This window comes from Megamonas rupellensis DSM 19944 (genome assembly GCF_000378365.1).
In the GTDB taxonomy this organism is placed as follows: Bacteria; Bacillota; Negativicutes; order Selenomonadales; family Selenomonadaceae; genus Megamonas; species Megamonas funiformis.
This window is the reverse complement of sequence record NZ_KB899568.1, coordinates 35340-51912: the sequence shown is the minus strand read 5'-3', so window position 1 is coordinate 51912 and position 16573 is coordinate 35340. Positions and strand designations below refer to the sequence as shown.

15 protein-coding genes are annotated in these 16573 nt (G+C 31.4%); 1 reads left to right on the top strand and 14 read right to left on the bottom strand.

The window, feature by feature from the left end:
- Positions 1 to 198: 198 nt before the first annotated feature.
- The 6 genes from F553_RS0101855 to F553_RS0101830 all read right to left on the bottom strand — a co-directional run bounded on the left by F553_RS0101855 (position 199) and on the right by F553_RS0101830 (position 5523).
- On the bottom strand, positions 199 to 1224 hold the full coding sequence (locus F553_RS0101855; protein ID WP_018998761.1) for a phosphatase domain-containing putative toxin: 1026 nt from the start codon (positions 1222 to 1224) through the stop codon (positions 199 to 201).
- Positions 1225 to 1329: 105 nt separating this feature from the next.
- Positions 1330 to 1977 (bottom strand): phosphate signaling complex protein PhoU, encoded by a 648-nt coding sequence (phoU, locus tag F553_RS0101850; protein WP_018998760.1) that lies wholly within the window; start codon positions 1975 to 1977, stop codon positions 1330 to 1332.
- A 33-nt stretch (positions 1978 to 2010) separates the two neighbouring features.
- Positions 2011 to 2775 carry a phosphate ABC transporter ATP-binding protein PstB gene (pstB, locus tag F553_RS0101845; protein ID WP_008539709.1) on the bottom strand — a complete coding sequence of 255 codons (765 nt, stop codon included), beginning with the start codon at positions 2773 to 2775 and terminating at the stop codon, positions 2011 to 2013.
- Positions 2776 to 2777: 2 nt separating this feature from the next.
- Entirely contained in the window at positions 2778 to 3653 is an 876-nt protein-coding gene (pstA, locus tag F553_RS0101840) for a phosphate ABC transporter permease PstA (protein ID WP_018998759.1), read from the bottom strand.
- Positions 3650 to 4555 (bottom strand): phosphate ABC transporter permease subunit PstC, encoded by a 906-nt coding sequence (gene pstC, locus F553_RS0101835; protein WP_015561655.1) that lies wholly within the window; start codon positions 4553 to 4555, stop codon positions 3650 to 3652. The genes pstA and pstC overlap by 4 nt, the downstream gene beginning before the upstream one ends.
- Positions 4556 to 4638: 83 nt before the next feature.
- A complete protein-coding gene (locus tag F553_RS0101830; RefSeq protein WP_008539703.1) occupies positions 4639 to 5523 on the bottom strand; it encodes a phosphate ABC transporter substrate-binding protein in 885 nt (294 codons plus the stop codon).
- 294 nt (positions 5524 to 5817) lie between these two features.
- Here F553_RS0101830 and F553_RS0101825 point away from each other — a divergent pair, with 294 nt between their 5' ends.
- Positions 5818 to 6225 carry a hypothetical protein gene (locus tag F553_RS0101825; RefSeq protein WP_008539702.1) on the top strand — a complete coding sequence of 136 codons (408 nt, stop codon included), beginning with the start codon at positions 5818 to 5820 and terminating at the stop codon, positions 6223 to 6225.
- A gap of 49 nt (positions 6226 to 6274) precedes the next feature.
- Here the strand turns inward: F553_RS0101825 and F553_RS0101820 are convergent, their stop codons facing one another.
- The 8 genes from F553_RS0101820 to F553_RS0101785 all read right to left on the bottom strand — a co-directional run bounded on the left by F553_RS0101820 (position 6275) and on the right by F553_RS0101785 (position 16535).
- Complete coding sequence (locus tag F553_RS0101820) at positions 6275 to 6733, bottom strand: GNAT family N-acetyltransferase (protein WP_018998758.1); 459 nt, start codon at positions 6731 to 6733, stop codon at positions 6275 to 6277.
- A gap of 13 nt (positions 6734 to 6746) precedes the next feature.
- Positions 6747 to 8468, bottom strand: coding sequence for a phosphoethanolamine transferase (locus tag F553_RS0101815; protein ID WP_018998757.1), 1722 nt, complete (start codon positions 8466 to 8468; stop codon positions 6747 to 6749).
- 92 nt (positions 8469 to 8560) lie between these two features.
- Positions 8561 to 9889: a glutamate-1-semialdehyde 2,1-aminomutase gene (gene hemL, locus F553_RS0101810; RefSeq protein WP_018998756.1), complete on the bottom strand. Its 1329-nt coding sequence runs from the start codon at positions 9887 to 9889 to the stop codon at positions 8561 to 8563.
- A gap of 126 nt (positions 9890 to 10015) precedes the next feature.
- Positions 10016 to 11335 carry a type II secretion system protein GspD gene (locus tag F553_RS0101805; protein WP_018998755.1) on the bottom strand — a complete coding sequence of 440 codons (1320 nt, stop codon included), beginning with the start codon at positions 11333 to 11335 and terminating at the stop codon, positions 10016 to 10018.
- Positions 11336 to 11372: 37 nt separating this feature from the next.
- Entirely contained in the window at positions 11373 to 12005 is a 633-nt protein-coding gene (locus F553_RS0101800) for a hypothetical protein (RefSeq protein ID WP_018998754.1), read from the bottom strand.
- Positions 12006 to 12081: 76 nt separating this feature from the next.
- Positions 12082 to 13536, bottom strand: a complete 1455-nt coding sequence (locus F553_RS0101795) for a phosphoglucose isomerase-related protein (RefSeq protein WP_008539696.1) — start codon at positions 13534 to 13536, stop codon at positions 12082 to 12084.
- A gap of 159 nt (positions 13537 to 13695) precedes the next feature.
- Positions 13696 to 15048: a phosphohexomutase domain-containing protein gene (locus F553_RS0101790; RefSeq protein WP_018998753.1), complete on the bottom strand. Its 1353-nt coding sequence runs from the start codon at positions 15046 to 15048 to the stop codon at positions 13696 to 13698.
- A gap of 131 nt (positions 15049 to 15179) precedes the next feature.
- Entirely contained in the window at positions 15180 to 16535 is a 1356-nt protein-coding gene (locus F553_RS0101785) for an MATE family efflux transporter (RefSeq protein WP_018998752.1), read from the bottom strand.
- Between the last annotated feature and the right edge of the window lie 38 nt (positions 16536 to 16573).

Genomic DNA, 16573 nt, shown 5'->3' with positions numbered 1-16573 from the left:
TTATATCACAATAAAAAATTATTAATAGATAGTATTTACATATTAATTTAATAGGTTTTAATTCTAAAATATAAAATACTACACTTATCAACGCTCATGATGTTTTTCTTATTTTAAAGCATATTATAGGAATTTATTATCTATTTTTATCAATTAAAAGTTTTTATAAATATATATCCAAATTAAATATTAACCTATTTATAAACTATGATTTTTAAGCCAATCTGACCATAAAACTTGGAAATTATTCTGATGATTTTCCTGCACATATTGATAGAAAACTTCTATCATTTTTGCTTTTTGATTATAATAAGGCGCCTTCCAATTACTGCTAGCGGAAATATCTTCTGTATATGCCACATAATTTCCACCTAATAATAATTGACGATATAATATATCTTTTAATGGCACCTGTGGATTTTTCATCATATCATACATTGCTAAAAATGTTGTTGTTCTTCCTTTACCAGCCTCACAATGAAAATGTAGCCATGCATCTTTAGGCAAAGATTTATACAGTTTGATAAATTCATCTATATTTTCAGGACTTGGCCAAACGTGGTCAGTTGCTGTTATTCTCACATAATGTAAATTATTTTTCTTCACTAGATTTTTTTCTGTTGTTACTGTTTTTATCAAAGAAGTATCTACTTCATCAGCATTTTTATCGTCATCTAAAGTAGCTCTTTTTGTGTTTTTATTTAGATTAGCTTTCAATAAATTCATTTCCTGATGAATAATTTCTTTTCTTGATTTCCCTATATTTGCCCAATCTCGTTTACCATACCAGCTAACAGCATCATTATTAAAAAATCCATGATTTTCCTGTCTTAAATCCACTATATAAATATCTTTAGCACCATTTTCCTGCAAAGCTTTAGTTAAAGCAGAAAATTGATTTACAGAAAATTGCGCACTACCTGAAGCTTGTAATTCATCTAAACCTTCTCTTGTAGGCACATAATTAACATCAATTCCATATTTATCACTTGCCTTTTTGAACTTATCCTTTGCTGTGCGAAAATTTCTAGGCAAATTTTCATCATCTTTAGCATCTATGCGCCAAAGATAACCTTTATACTCTGCTGTATCTTTTATATCTTCCAGATCAATTGCTAAATTAGATTTTATTTCCATAGCTTGTGCATTTGCCAAAGAAGGTACTGTCATAAATTGCATAATACAAATTGAACTCAATAATAAACTTAAATATTTCAGTTTCATTTTTATCACCTCATATTTAAGTTTAATCATATATATTTTAAAAAACAATAAAAAACTCATAATAAATAGTTTTTATATGAAAATATTTATTATGAGTTTTACTTTTTATTTTAATTCATTTTTAACAATATAGATAATCCATTCAGCTACATTTGTAGAATGGTCAGCTATACGTTCTACATATTTACCAATCATCAAATAATTGAGATATGCCTCTACATTTTGTGGATTTTCTTTAATCAATCCAGCTATATCTTCACGAAATCTTTTAAAGTAATTATCTACTACATTATCTGTTTCAATAATTTTTTTAGCTAAATCAACATCAGAATCTCTGAAACATTTTACGCTATCAAAAACCATTTCACGCATAACATTTACCATATCACCAAAATAATCTGGCAATGTTACAGTTTCTTCTTTTGCTAAGCTCATAGTGTATTTAGAGATATCTGCACAATGGTCAGCCATACGTTCAATATCACCAATCATTTTCATGATGGAAGCAATTTCACGCCAGTCTGTAGCAACAGGTGCTTGAGTCAATACTAAACGCAAACATTTTTCATTGATATCATGTTCAGCTTTATTAAACCATACATCATTTTTTATGATTTTTTTTGCTAAAATCTCATTTTTTTCTACTAAATTGTTTATAACTTCATCTAAAGTTTCTTGAAGTTGTGCTCCTACTAATTCTACATCTCTAATTAAACAATCTAATTCATTTATATATTTTATTCTATTAGCCATTTTTATCTCCTTTAAATAAACGCACTATACAAATCAACCAAATCTACCAGTAATATATTCTTCTGTTTTTGGATTTTTAGGATTTGCAAATAACTCTGTAGTTTCTCCGTATTCGATTAACTCACCTAATAAGAAGAATGCTGTTTTATCGGATATACGGCTTGCTTGTTGCATATTATGTGTAACGATTACAATTGTATAATCCTTTTTCAATTCAAGTGCTAAGTCTTCAATTTTCATTGTGGAAATCGGATCAAGAGCAGAAGTAGGTTCGTCCATCAAGATAACATCTGGCTGAACTGCTAAAGTTCTTGCAATACATAAACGCTGTTGTTGACCACCAGATAAACCAAGTGCAGATTTATTTAAGCGGTCTTTTAATTCGTCCCAAATAGCAGCTTGACGAAGACTTCTTTCTACGATTTCATCTAATTGGCTTTTTTTGCGAATGCCATGAATTCTTGGTCCATAAGCTACATTATCATAAATGCTTTTTGGAAATGGATTTGGCTGTTGGAATACCATACCTACACGATGACGAAGTGTAATAGAATCCATTTCTTTATAGATATCTACACCATCTAAATGAATTCTGCCTGTTACTTTTACACCATCTTCTAAATCATTCATACGATTTAAAGTTTTTAAGAATGTAGATTTACCACAACCAGATGGCCCAATAAGAGCAGTAATTTCATTTTTCTTGATTTCCATATCAATGCCTTTTAAGGCTTTAAAATTACCATAGAATAATTCTAAATTATCAACATTAAATTTTATATCAGCGTTATTAGCCACGTTTATTTTCCTCCATTTTTCTTATCAAGATAACTACTTAAAAAACGAGCACCTATACTAAATGAAAATACCATTATCATCAAAATTGCTGAGGATAAATTTGCAATATCTGCAGCATTAGGAGCTAAAGCTTCTGTTCTTGATGCCCAGATATTAAGCGCTAAAGTTTCCCCTGGTCTAAATGGATTGAGCGGACATGTTGGGGAAAAAATATTCCAATTTGACCAAACGATATCTGTACTCATACCTGCAGTATATAAAAGTGCAGCAGCTTCACCAAAGCCACGACCAGCAGCTAAGATTACACCTGTCATAATGCGAGGCATACAAGCAGGAAGCATTACATAACGGATAGTCTGCCAAAGTGTAGCACCCATACCCATACTACCTTTTTTATATCCAGGAGGTAATGAGCGGAAAGCATCTTCTGTTACTGTTGTAATCAAAGGTAAACTCAAAATAGATACAGCTAAAGCACCTGCAAATAAATTCCATTGAGAACCTGTCATTACAATAAATACTAAATAACCAAATAAACCTACAACGATAGATGGCAATGAGGATAATGTTTCAATACAAATTCTTAAAAATTTTGTAGTCTTTCCTGGTTTTGCATATTCAGCCATATAAATACCAGCTGCAATCCCAAGAGGAACACTTACAAGCAAAGATAAAAATACTAAATAAATAGTGTTAAAAAATAGATTACCTATACCATTTCTAGTAAAGGAAAACATATTCGGAGTAAAATTTGCAAAACCTTTAATAATTACATATAAAGTAAAAGCCAACAATAATAATAAGAAAAAACCAGCGACAACATAAAAGAAGCCAGTCATCAATTTATCCATAAATTTGGCTCTTTGAATTACAGTCATGCCTTATGGCCTCCTTTAGCTGAAATATAATGAATAATGAAGATAAATACTAAGGAAATGATGAATAACAATAAAGCCATAGACCATAAAGCTATATTGTATTCACTGCCTTCCATCGCCCCACCCATATCGGAAGCAATAGCTGCTGTTAAGTTTGTAGTTGGGGATAAAAGACTTTCTGGAAAAGCTTTCATCTTACCGATAACCATTGCTACTGCCAAAGCTTCACCGAATGCACGAGCAAGACCTAAAACAATAGCAGTCATCAAACCGGATTTAGATGCTGGTATTACAACTTGACTGATTGTCTGCCAACGAGTAGCACCCAAACCATAAGATGCTTGACGGAAAGATTTTGGAATACTTCTAATCGCATCAGCAGATAAGCTAGTAATTGTTGGATAAATCATTACTGCTAAAACAATACCTGCTGCTAGTACAGAAAAACCAAATTTTAAATCAAATAAATCTTTGATAAATGGAACTAAAATTGTAAGACCAATCCAACCATATACAACAGAAGGAATACCTACAAAAATTTCTACAGCTGGTTGAAGAATTTTTCTACCAATCCCTGGAGAAATTTCTGTCATAAAAATCGCACTTGCAATACTAAATGGTGTTGAAATCAAAAGTGCTAAAGCACAAGTGATAATTGAACCAAAAATGAATATTGCTGCACCGACTTTACCGCCACCTTGAGCATTATCGGCTGGTGCCCATTGTGAAGAAAATAAAAATTCACCCACGCTATGACCATATGTAGTGAATGTACCTACACCTTTGTAGCATAAAAATGCCCCAATGGCTAAGGTTATAATTATCATTAATAAACCGCAAGCTGTGATAATCCCTCGCCAAATATTATTTTGACGATATACAGCTGTATGTGATGATTCCATTTTGACACTCCTTTGATAAAAATTAGCATTTATTTTGGCAAAAAAAATGGGCGAAAATTCATTCGCCCAATTTTCTATTCTAATTATCTCTGAACTTGCATTTTGCTAGTTACACCGTAACCTTGAGCTTCCATGGATTTACCATATTCATCAGACATAATGAAATCTAAATATGCTTTTACAGTAGCATTAGGTTCGCCTTTAGTATACATATGTTCATAACCCCATACAGGATAAGTACCATTGTATGTGTTTTCTAAAGTAGGAGCTACACCATCAACAGAAACAGTTGCAACATCTTGATTGTTTACAAGATAAGATAATGCTACATAACCAATTGCACCTTTGTTATCTTTAATGCTCTGAAGTAAAGTACCAGAGTCATCTGTTTCTAAGGATTTATTAGAAGCTTCTTCAGCTCCACCTAAAGCAAATTCTTTAAATAATGCACGAGTACCAGATGTAGAAGGACGAGTGATTAATACGATTTCTTCATCAGGACCGCCAACTTCTTTCCAGTTTGTGATTTTAGCAGTGAAAATATCTGTTAATTGTTGTTTTGTTAAAGATTTTACAGTTGCTGCAATATCTTTATTTACTACTGGAGCCATTGTTACAACGCAAACTTTATGGTCAACTAAACCATCAGCTACAGCTTTATCAAGTTTTGTATCAGCAGCTACATCAGAGTTACCGATATCTACAGAACCATCAGCAACTTGTTTAAGACCTGTACCAGATCCGCCACCATTTAATGTGATAGAAACTTCTGGATGTAATTCTTTAAATTTATCAGCAGCGTCTTTAGCTAAAGGTAATAACGCAGAAGAACCTGATCCTGTAATACTACCAGAAAGACTGCTAGAAGATGCAGCTTTATCATTAGAAGCAGTATCACTACCACAACCTAAAATACTAAGAGACATCATTGCGACAACGCCAAGAGATGCTAATTTTTTCCAATTCATAATACCTTAATCCTCCTAAAAATACCTTGCAATTAATTTGTTGTACTTAGTATACTCACTCAATGTAAAGTTACAATGACTTTTCTGTAAAATTTAAAATAAATATGACAGAATTAATTTATAATTCTCTTACAATGTGAAGAAAATGTAAAATTTTTTACAAATAGATTTTAAATTTAACAAAGATAAATAAAATATTTTCCAGTTTTTGACAAATCCTTGACAATTGACTTTTTGACTAATATACTTAAAATATGAATGTATTTTAGTTTTAACAATATAAGGAGAAAAATTATGCGTTGCACAAAATGTAATCACGAATTAGATGAACATGGTATCTGTCCAAATTGCTATCATATCCACGATGTGCAAACTATGAGTAATCGAGAAATCAATAATTTTGATGGTATTACAATCGAAGACGAAAATAATTATCGCAAAGAAACAACTCAAGAAAATCAGCAACAATATCAACAATCTTATAATAATAGATATTATCGTTCACCACGTTCTAGTGGCATAAAAGTCCGTTATATTAATCTTGGAGGAAAATCCTCTTCTAGCTGGCTCACTCGAGGTTTAATGGCTATCGGCGGTATTGCTATCATTGGCTTTTTCTTTTTTGTCGCACTACCTGCACTTTTAACCTTACTTGGCGTCGGAGTCGTAGCTTGGCTTATCTTTCATTTCTTTAAACGTTAAAAAAACGCTTATATTACTACAAATAATTAGTAATATAAGCGTTTTATTTTTATAAAAATTTCTCCATTATATAGTTTTTAAATAAAATATTTTGTTTTTTTACATATTGCTCTTTATTTACAATATAACCTCTATCTAGAAAAAATTTTTTAGCAGTTATAGATACATGACTATACAAAGATATTTGACCTTGTTTTTTAGCATGATTTTCTATTTTATCCATTAATCTAGTTGCTATTTTTTGTCGCTGATAATCTTTTGCTACATATAATCTATCTACATAATTTTCATCTAAATCGACAAAGCCCACTATCTTTTCTTTATCTATAGCCACCAATGTATAATGGCTTAATAGACTCAAATGCCAACTTTTTTCATCAATATTTTCAGGTGCCCATATTTTTAACTGCTCTTGTGTATAATCTTTACTGTTTACACTATGCACAGTTTCTTTAAATAAAAAAATAATACTTTTTAAATCATTCTTTTGATAAATTCTTATATACATAATCGCCTCGAAATCATTGCCAATTATCATAATCTTTATCTAAGAAAATTCGCTTTCGCTCTTGATTATAATATGGATTTATAATACTTCGCGTTTCCTGAAATTCTGGTGTTTTTATCCCTGTAATATCTAAAATAGTATGAATTAAATCATCTGTCATATATTTTTTATCTACAGAAGCTCTAATCTGCGCATCTACTAGAGGATATTTTTGCTTAAATTTCTCTGTAGTATAAATAACAAATGGTATTTCTAGCATAGATTTAGTAGGATTATCATCACTATGACCATTGAAATTTTTCAAATCATAGACTTCTTCACCATGGTCTGGCATATAGATAACTATAGCATCTTTATCCTTAAAAGCTTCCATAACTTGAGTTACAATCGTATCATTATATAAAATAGCATTATCATACTGTGCTCTTTTCGTTTTTGCTTCCTGCGTTTTTATTATTCCCTTTGTTTCATCTACATCAGAAAACTTAGCAAAATCTGGTGTATATCTATTTTCATATTCGCCGTGACAACCCATTAAATGCAACACATAAAAATTCTTATCACTATCATTATTCATAGCTTCATATAATAAAGGCAATAACTCACCATCAGCACGATAAGATTTCTCATATGATTGTCTAATTCCTGTAAATTTCTTATAATCACAACGATTAGCATAAGCCAGTGCCACATTTGCCCATTGACCTGAAGTCTCTTGATTAGAAAGCCAATACGTTTTATAACCTGCTTTTTTCATGATATCGAATAAATTATTACATTCATACCATTTATTCGTAGCTTCATAATTATGAAAAGTAAATACTTCGCGAAGTGAACCAATAGTATAAGCATGTGAACTGATTACATCTTTAAAAACATAAAGTTCATTATTTTGAGCCATCTTATCCATCTTTGGAGTAGTTTCTAATGGATAGCCATATAAACTCATATGACCTTTTGACGTTGATTCACCTAAAATAAATACAATATTTGGTATATCTCTTCCTTTGTCTAGTATCTGCACATTATTTTGCATATTTGTATAAATTTCACGAAAAGCTATCGCATCTTCCACAGCTTGCTCTACAGGTGCCATAAGCCTTGTAAAAGTCAAACATTCTGTGAGATTTTTCCCAGGTATGATTGCATAAAATAAACTATATAAACAAAAATAAGGTAAAAACAATATAACTAATTTATTATTTAATTTTACTTTTTTACTTATATAATTTAATACATATATACATAAAGCTAAAGCAATTATAAAAATCAAATAACTCCAAGAAAAATACATAGTAATAAATTCTATCGTTTCATGAAGATTTGTACCAATGATTACACTTATTATCCCTGCTGTAGTAAAAGTATAATATTTACCAATTATAAATAATTCCATCAAAGATAAAATCATGCTTATACTTAAAATAAAATACTTCAAGCATTTTTTCAATTTACCATGTAGAAAATTTATAATTAATCCCATGAAAATAACCACGCTAAAAGGCTTAAATAAACCACCTATGGCATTTTCATATTGATTATATAAACAAAACAAATATAAATATGGCATAAAATTGAATATCATCATTAAACTAATAAAGAAAAACTCTTGTTCTATGACTTTAAATATTTTTTGCCAACATAAATCTATTATTTTTGCAGGGTTTAATATTATATTTTTTAAACCATTATATATTTTTTTCAAATTTAATTTAAATTTATCTATTAAAATCAATTATAACGTCCTCTTATAAAAATCAAAAAATCCTTAGTATACTGTTTTATTATACTAAGGATTTTAGATTTTGCTATATATTTTTTAGTTTTTTATTGTTTATTATTAAGAAATTCTGCTACTTTTTTCATTGCAACTTCTGCAGCATCAATAGTTTTTACAATATCATCATCACTATGAGCGCCAGACATGAACAATGTTTCAAATTGAGATGGAGCAAGATATATTCCCTGTTCAAGCATAGACATGAACCATACGCCAAAAGCTTCTTGATCAGAGCTTTCAGATGTAGCATAGTCATATACATCATTTTCATTGAAGAATACACCAAACATTGAACCTGCTTGATGAAGTTGTACTTTTACACCTGCATCTTTAGCTGCTTTGGCAAAACCTTGTAATACATGTTTTGTTTTAATAGATAATTCACGTGTATAATCAGCTTTACCCCATGCTGGGTCAGCAGAAATTATATCAAGTGTAGCAATACCAGCAGTCATAGCAAGTGGATTTCCACTCAATGTACCAGCCTGATAAACTGGACCTTTTGGTGATACACAATCCATGATTTCACGTTTACCACCATAAGCTGCTACAGGAAGACCGCCACCTATAATTTTACCTAAGCAAGTCAAATCAGGTCTAATTCCATAAGCTGCTTGAGCACCATTTAACGCTACTCTAAAGCCACACATTACTTCATCAAAGATGAGTACAGTACCATGTTTTTCTGTTTCTTTGCGAAGTGTAGATAAGAAGCCTTGTTTTGGAAGTACAAGACCCATATTACCTGCAACTGGTTCAACGATTACAGCTGCAATTTCATCGCCTTGTTCATTCATCAAATTAACAAAAGCTTCGATATCATTATATGGAACTGTAATTGTATCTTTAGCTGTCCCTTTTGTTACCCCTGGGCTATCTGGTTGACCAAAAGTAGCTGCACCAGAACCAGCTTTTACAAGTAAGCTATCAGCATGACCATGATAACAGCCGATGAATTTTACAATTTTATCACGACCAGTATAACCACGAGCTACACGAAGAGCGCTCATTGTAGCTTCTGTACCTGAATTTACCATACGAATTTTTTCAATAGAAGGCATTAATTCTATTACTTTTTTAGCAAGTTGTGTTTCTAATAATGTAGGTGCACCGTAACTTGTACCACGAGTTGTTGCTTCTTGAATTGCTTTCACTACATTTAGATGAGCATGGCCCACTATCATTGGACCCCAAGAGCCTACATAATCAATATATTCATTACCATCAATATCATAAATTTTACTGCCACTAGCCTTAGCTATAAAAGGTGGATCACATTTTACTCTAGCAAAAGAGCGTACAGGACTATTTACCCCACCTGGCATAACTTCTTTAGCCTGCGCAAAAGCTTGAGAAGATTTTTCTAAATTAAGCATATATTCATCTCCAATACTTATAAAAATTTTATCAAATATAAGCTATTACTAAGCAAATATTATATCATAAAAGCTATAAACTCGCTTTACTTTCTTATCTATCCTCTATTCATAAAAAATTTTCATTCAATCATCTACCTCATGTGCTGTCAAAAAAATCATAACTTCTGTATCACTTTTACTCTTTTGTATATGTTTAAATAAATTGCCTAATATTGGAATATCTCCTAAAAAAGGAATTTTACTCATTTGTTTTGCTTCATCACTGCCAATCAAACCACCAATTACCATAGTTTGACCATCTTTTAGGCGAACTATTGTATCTGCTGAACGCTTTTGGAAACGATATGCTTTCATATCTTCTACATACATTGGTGAACTTACTTCTGTATGTACTTTTACTGTGATTATGCCATCTTCATTTACTCTTGGTGTACATTTTAAAATAATACCAGCTTCACGATATTTTATCGAAGTTGTAGTCGTTGAGTTTGTCGTTGATACAGTAGGCACAGGAACTTCACTGCCTATATTAATCACAGCTTCTTTTCCCTGTATAGTAGTGATGTTTGGACGCGCTAAAATATTAGCTTTACCATCACTTATCAAAGCATCAATCTTAGCAGCATAATAAAATTCATAAGGATAGCCGTCTACACCTTTGCCAAATCGAATTACCCCAGGAATATTTTCATCATCATTCCATTTACGTGTTACTTCATCTACAGGTAAATAATCTGTTATTTCTTCTTTTGTACCATCTTCATTTATTACTGTATGCTTTACTGTATCATAAGTTATTTCATGCTCTGGTGATTGGGGAAGTTTTGACCATTCCCAGCTCACACCTAAATCTTTAGCAGCATCTTTTTGAATAGCCGTTACTTTTGCTTCTAATGAAACTTGTTTTTGTGGTTTATCTTGTTCTTGTAAAAAATTTTTTATCTGTTCATATTGTTTCAAGGTTCCATAAAAACTTATTGTATTTTCGCTTTCATCAATCATCACTTTATTATTTATGGCTGTTTTTTTATCTTTATCATCTATTTTATCAGGTAAATTACCTGTTAACATCAAATTTATAGTTTGTGCTATTTTATCTAATTCTAAATAATTTATCTGCACTGTATATAAATTTATATCTTTATCTCCCTTGCTTATATAAATGACATTATCTTTAAATTGATACGTATAATTATTATTTTCCGCGATAATCTTTATCATATCTTGAGCATTTATATTACTCAATTTTACAGATACATTTCCTTGTACTTCATCACTTATTACTATATTTAAATTATTTGCTAAAGCTATACTTGTGAGTAAATTTCTAATATCTACATCTACTGCTTCTAATTCATTAGCACTTACAGATACTATATTGCTACAAATTATCCCTAAAATTACAGTCAATAGTATCAAGTATTTTTTAATTAAATTTTTCATCATTAACTCCTAAGCTATTACATTAAACTCTTTAGCTTTAAGTTAAAGGGCATTTTACTTCTTTTCCTGTGCTTTCTTGCAAAATTAAATTATTTTGTCCAATCGCTAAAATTTTTATATCATTTACCATATCACCTTGTCGCACTCTATATATTTTGTCATTTATACTAAATAAAGCTACTTTCTCTTGATTAAAATCCAAAATAGCTTTTAATTTATATATATTTTGCTCATTATTTATTGGTTTGTTCATCTTTTCTTCATTTTTATTTATCGTCGATGTTTGCTGTTGCTGTGTTTTTATTTCTATATTTTCATTATTTGTATTTACTTTATCTTTTTGTTTTTCTTCAATTGTCATTATTTTACTATCTGATTTTTCTTCATGTTCAAATGAAAAAGGATTTTTTATTGTCGATATATCTTTATCCATGTTATAAATCATCTTACTATTTTTATTTTTTTCCTCATCTTCGCCATTTACTGAAATAATCGTATTTTTATTTTCTACTTTTTCACTTACAGCTATTTTTGTTTTTTCTCCACCACTAAAACAATAAATAATAGCTACTATCATTACTAATATACATATTATTATCTGTTGCCATTTCTTTGGTAAATTATTCAATTTTTGAAGTTTTTCTCGTATAAATTCTTTATATTTCACCATAATAAACCTCTTTAAAAATGACAAAAAGAGGATACAAATGTATCCTCTTTCTAAAATTAACTGCAAAAATTAAAAATTATTGTTTAGCTTTTAATTCTTGAAGTTTAGGTCCCATTATGCGTTTGTAAGCTTCTACACCTGGTTGGTCAAATGCGTCAACATTTGCAAATTCACCTTCGTAAGCAACGGACATAGCAAGCATGTATAAGAGTTCACCTAAATGATAAGCATTCATTTCAGGTAAGCTGAATAATGCATTGAAACGTTTGTTAGAAGCAAGAGCATCAGCATTGGACTGACGAGCAACTTCTAAAGCGTCACCCATTGTTACGCCAGAGATATCAGCAAGTTTTTTAACTTCTGGGAATACGTTAGGAATTACTAAATCATTTTCCCATTTTTCTACACGAATGAACTGAACAACTTTATCAAGCATACCTTCTTGATGTTGTTGAGTCTGAGAGTGCATATCACGTGTACCAAGAGCAACAACTGGAGTACGACCATAGCATACTTCATTGCCTTCTTTGTCGAATTGTTTTCCTAAAGATTCAGCTAATAACTGAATGTACCACATGGATAAGGATTCAAGATAATCGCCATATGGCATCATAACTTCAATATGACGACCATATTTTTCAGAAGCGATATATTTTAAAGCAGCATTTAACATTGCTGGGTTTTCCCAAACATTGTCAGATTTACAAGCTTCGTCCATATCTCTTGCACCGCGTAAGAATTCATCAATATCAAAGCCAATGCAAGCAGCTGTTGTAAGACCTACATCTGTAAATACAGTGAAACGTCCGCCTACTCCATCTGGTACAGAGAATTGTGGCCAGTTATGGTCAATAGCCATCTGTTTTAATAATGTTGGTTTTTCAAGATTAGGGTCAGTTACTGCTACAACTTCTACTTCAATCTGTGGATTTTTCTTCAATGCATCATAAACTACCATGAAGTTAGACATAGTGTCGAGTGTTCCACCAGATTTAGAAATTACGATGAGCATTACTTTATAGTTGCGTTTGTAATGAGTTTTTGTAATTTCTGCACAATCTTCAAGATTATCAATTAAATCTTTTGTACGACGTGGGTCAATATTGTTACCGCTGAAATAGAATTTTGGATAACCATTTCTTTCTTCAGTGGATTTGCTATTCCAGAATTCACCACATTGAATATCGAATAACACTTTGTTACCAAGATAAGAACCACCGATACCTAAAGAAACAACTGCATCTACACGATTTCTTACAGATTCACGTAAATCTTGAAGACGTTTCATAGATTCAGGAGAATTCAAAGGTCCTTCTTGAATATATGGGCACTGGCTGAATAATACTTTTTCAGGTTCACCATCTTTAGATAAATGACCTTTGATTACGCCAGTTTCACGCATTACATTCATTGCTTTATGAGCTTCTTTTAATTTTTCACCAAAAGCTTCGATATCAGCTTTAGTTACTTTACCTTCGCCAAATAAATTATCATAGTCAAAAGTAAAGCCAGATTTCAATTTGATACTCATGTTTTTATTTCCCCCTTAACTAAAACATATAGCCTATCATAAAATAGAACTATCCAAAATATCAAAAAAATATATTTGAATAGTCCTATTATATCATATTTAGTTTTTATTGACGATTAATTATGCACTTATAAATATCAAATATACTTTATATATTTATTAGCCACGAATAACAGCTAAAACTTCTGCTGTTTTTTCTTCAAGAAGTTTTTTATCGCCACGAGTTTCTACATTAAGACGAACAACTGGTTCAGTGTTGGAAATACGAACATTGAATCTCCATTCAGGATAATCTACACTGAAACCGTCCATTTTGCAAACTTCGCCAGTAGAACCATATTTTTCTTCAATTGCAGCCATAACAGCTTTTGCATCTGCTACTGTGCTATTGATTTCACCGCTGATTGGATAACGTTCCATGCGTTCTTTGAGCATTTCAGACATTTTACCTTCAGCCTGGCATAATAATTCAGCAACTAAAAGCCATGTAATCATACCGCTATCGCAGAAGGAGAAATCTTTGAAGTAGTTATGTGCAGACATTTCGCCGCCATAAACAGCATCTTCTTTACGCATGCAATCTTTAATAAATGCATGACCGCTCTTACACATAACAGGTACACCGCCAGCTTCTTCAACAAGTTCAATTGTGTTCCAAGTGAGGCGTGGGTCATAGATGATTTTAGCACCAGGATTTTTATTTAAAAATGCTTTTGCTAAGAAACCAACGATATAGTAACCTTCAATCATGTCGCCATTTTCATCGAAAATAAAGCAACGGTCAAAGTCACCATCAAAAGCAACACCTAAATCTGCTTTTTCTTCACGAACAACTTTTGCAGTAGCTTCGCGGTTTTCCATTAATAATGGATTTGGTACGCCATTAGGGAATGTACCATCTGGATTGTTATTTACTTTTATAAAGTTGAATGGTAAGCGTTTTTCGAGTTCATCAATAGCTGGGCCAGCTGCACCATTACCAGAGTTTACAACAATTTTTAATGGTTTTAAAGCACTCATATCTACATAAGTTAATAAATGGTCGATATAATCTTTCATAATATCAACTTCAATAACTTTTGCAGGTACTTCTGCTGGTGTACCAAGTTCACCATCCATAACTTTAGCTTCAATATCTTTAAGACCAGTATCGCCACTGATAGGACGAGCTTCTTTACGAACTAATTTTAAACCATTATATTCTTTTGGATTATGACTAGCAGTAATCATGATACCGCCATCTAAACCAAGATGAGCTGTTGCAAAATAAATCATTTCAGTACCACACTGACCGATATCTACAACTTCACAACCCATTTCAGTAAGACCGAGTTCTAAAGCTTTTTGAATATCTGGACCAGAAAGTCTGATGTCATGACCTACTGCAACTCTTTTAGCATTAAATAATGTTGGAAATACACGACCAATTCTATAAGCTAATTCTTCATTAACTTCTTCTGGGAATTTTCCACGAATATCATATGCTTTGAATGCTGATGATTTTAATTCCATATTTTTCACCTCAATAAATTTATAAATCTATAAATATAATATTATTATTTATCAAAATTGGCAATCTCTTTTTATTTTCTTTTCAGTTTATATAAATATAAAAGAATATAGAAAACTTTTTCTTATGCAAATCAAACTGATAATTTGTGCTCATAATACTTTTTCAACAAAGATTTTCTTGTAATATAAAAAGTTATCATAAGTGGCACACATGAACCAATCCATGCCATAGGATTTGCCCAACATGCACCGATATAACCAAATGCATCAACTAAAAATAGACCAGCTGCTGCTCTCATCACCAATTCCATGATACCTGCAAAAGTAGGAATAATGCTTTGTCCCAAACCTTGCAATGTATAACGATAAATAAATAATAAAGATAAAATTAAATAGCATGAACCATTTACAATCAAATAAACATGACCATATTCCACTACTTGTTCTTGCCCATCACCCACAAATAATCTAATCAAAATTGGACCTAAACAAATATTCATCATTCCTGCTAAAATACTAAAACCACCTGACATTAAAATACATTTATTAACGCCAGTCTTTATTCTATCCATGCGACCTGCACCATAATTTTGAGCTGTATAAGCTGCCATTGCCATACCAAAGGACATAAGTGGCATAACAGCTATCATATCTATTTTTTGAGCTGCTGCATATGCTGCTACAGCGACTTCACCTAAATTATTCAAAGGAACTTGCAAGATAATAGCACCGATAGCGATGATAGAAGCCTGAAATCCCATAGGAAGTGCTACTTTCAAATGTTGTATAGCTATCTGTTTAGAAATCTTTAAATCTTTTAATTCAAAATGTAATAGAGGTATTTTCTTTTTAATATAATATACACAACAACCGCCATTGATTAATTGTGCTAATACAGTGGCAAAACCTGCACCTTGAATACCCCAGTTAAATACACCGATAAAAACTACTTCTAAAATGATGTTTAATACACAACCTAAAATTAAAAAATAAAGTGGTGTCTTACTATCTCCTAAAGCGCGAATTAAATTAGAAGACATATTAAACATCATTGTAGCTACAATTCCTAAAAAAATTACAGTTAAAAAAGTACATGCCATATCCAATACTTCTGGTGGTGTCTGTAAAAAAATAAGTGCAGGGCGAACCATTATCACGCCAAAAATAGTTACAATAACAGTTGTAATAGCACTCAAAACTACACAAGCTGCTGCACTTTTTTTCATTCCTTCTTCATCTTTTGCCCCAAAGCGCTGTCCTGTGCAAATAGATAATCCAGCTGTAAAACCTATTACAAATCCAATCATAAAGAACATCAAACAGCCACTACAACCTACAGCTGCTAATGCACTTACACCGAGTAAACGACCTACAATTAAAGTATCACTTAATAAATATAATTGTTGAAATACATTACCTACAATAAGTGGCAAAGTAAACATCAAAATTAATTTGGCAGGGCTACCTGTAGTTAAATCTTTTACCATAATATCACCGTCCTTATGTATCAATCCATTTGAAAAAT

Bases quoted from the DNA above. Each gene is read 5' to 3' on its own strand.
- F553_RS0101825 (WP_008539702.1), top strand. From the start codon at position 5,818: ATGCGTTGCACAAAATGTAATCACGAATTAGATGAACATGGTATCTGT.
- F553_RS0101800 (WP_018998754.1), bottom strand. From the start codon at position 12,005: ATGGTGAAATATAAAGAATTTATACGAGAAAAACTTCAAAAATTGAAT.
- F553_RS0101830 (WP_008539703.1), bottom strand. From the start codon at position 5,523: ATGAATTGGAAAAAATTAGCATCTCTTGGCGTTGTCGCAATGATGTCT.
- F553_RS0101805 (WP_018998755.1), bottom strand. From the start codon at position 11,335: ATGAAAAATTTAATTAAAAAATACTTGATACTATTGACTGTAATTTTA.
- phoU (WP_018998760.1), bottom strand. From the start codon at position 1,977: ATGGCTAATAGAATAAAATATATAAATGAATTAGATTGTTTAATTAGA.
- pstA (WP_018998759.1), bottom strand. From the start codon at position 3,653: ATGACTGTAATTCAAAGAGCCAAATTTATGGATAAATTGATGACTGGC.
- F553_RS0101855 (WP_018998761.1), bottom strand. From the start codon at position 1,224: ATGAAACTGAAATATTTAAGTTTATTATTGAGTTCAATTTGTATTATG.
- F553_RS0101820 (WP_018998758.1), bottom strand. From the start codon at position 6,733: ATGTATATAAGAATTTATCAAAAGAATGATTTAAAAAGTATTATTTTT.
- F553_RS0101790 (WP_018998753.1), bottom strand. From the start codon at position 15,048: ATGGAATTAAAATCATCAGCATTCAAAGCATATGATATTCGTGGAAAA.
- hemL (WP_018998756.1), bottom strand. From the start codon at position 9,889: ATGCTTAATTTAGAAAAATCTTCTCAAGCTTTTGCGCAGGCTAAAGAA.
- F553_RS0101785 (WP_018998752.1), bottom strand. From the start codon at position 16,535: ATGGTAAAAGATTTAACTACAGGTAGCCCTGCCAAATTAATTTTGATG.
- F553_RS0101795 (WP_008539696.1), bottom strand. From the start codon at position 13,536: ATGAGTATCAAATTGAAATCTGGCTTTACTTTTGACTATGATAATTTA.
- pstC (WP_015561655.1), bottom strand. From the start codon at position 4,555: ATGGAATCATCACATACAGCTGTATATCGTCAAAATAATATTTGGCGA.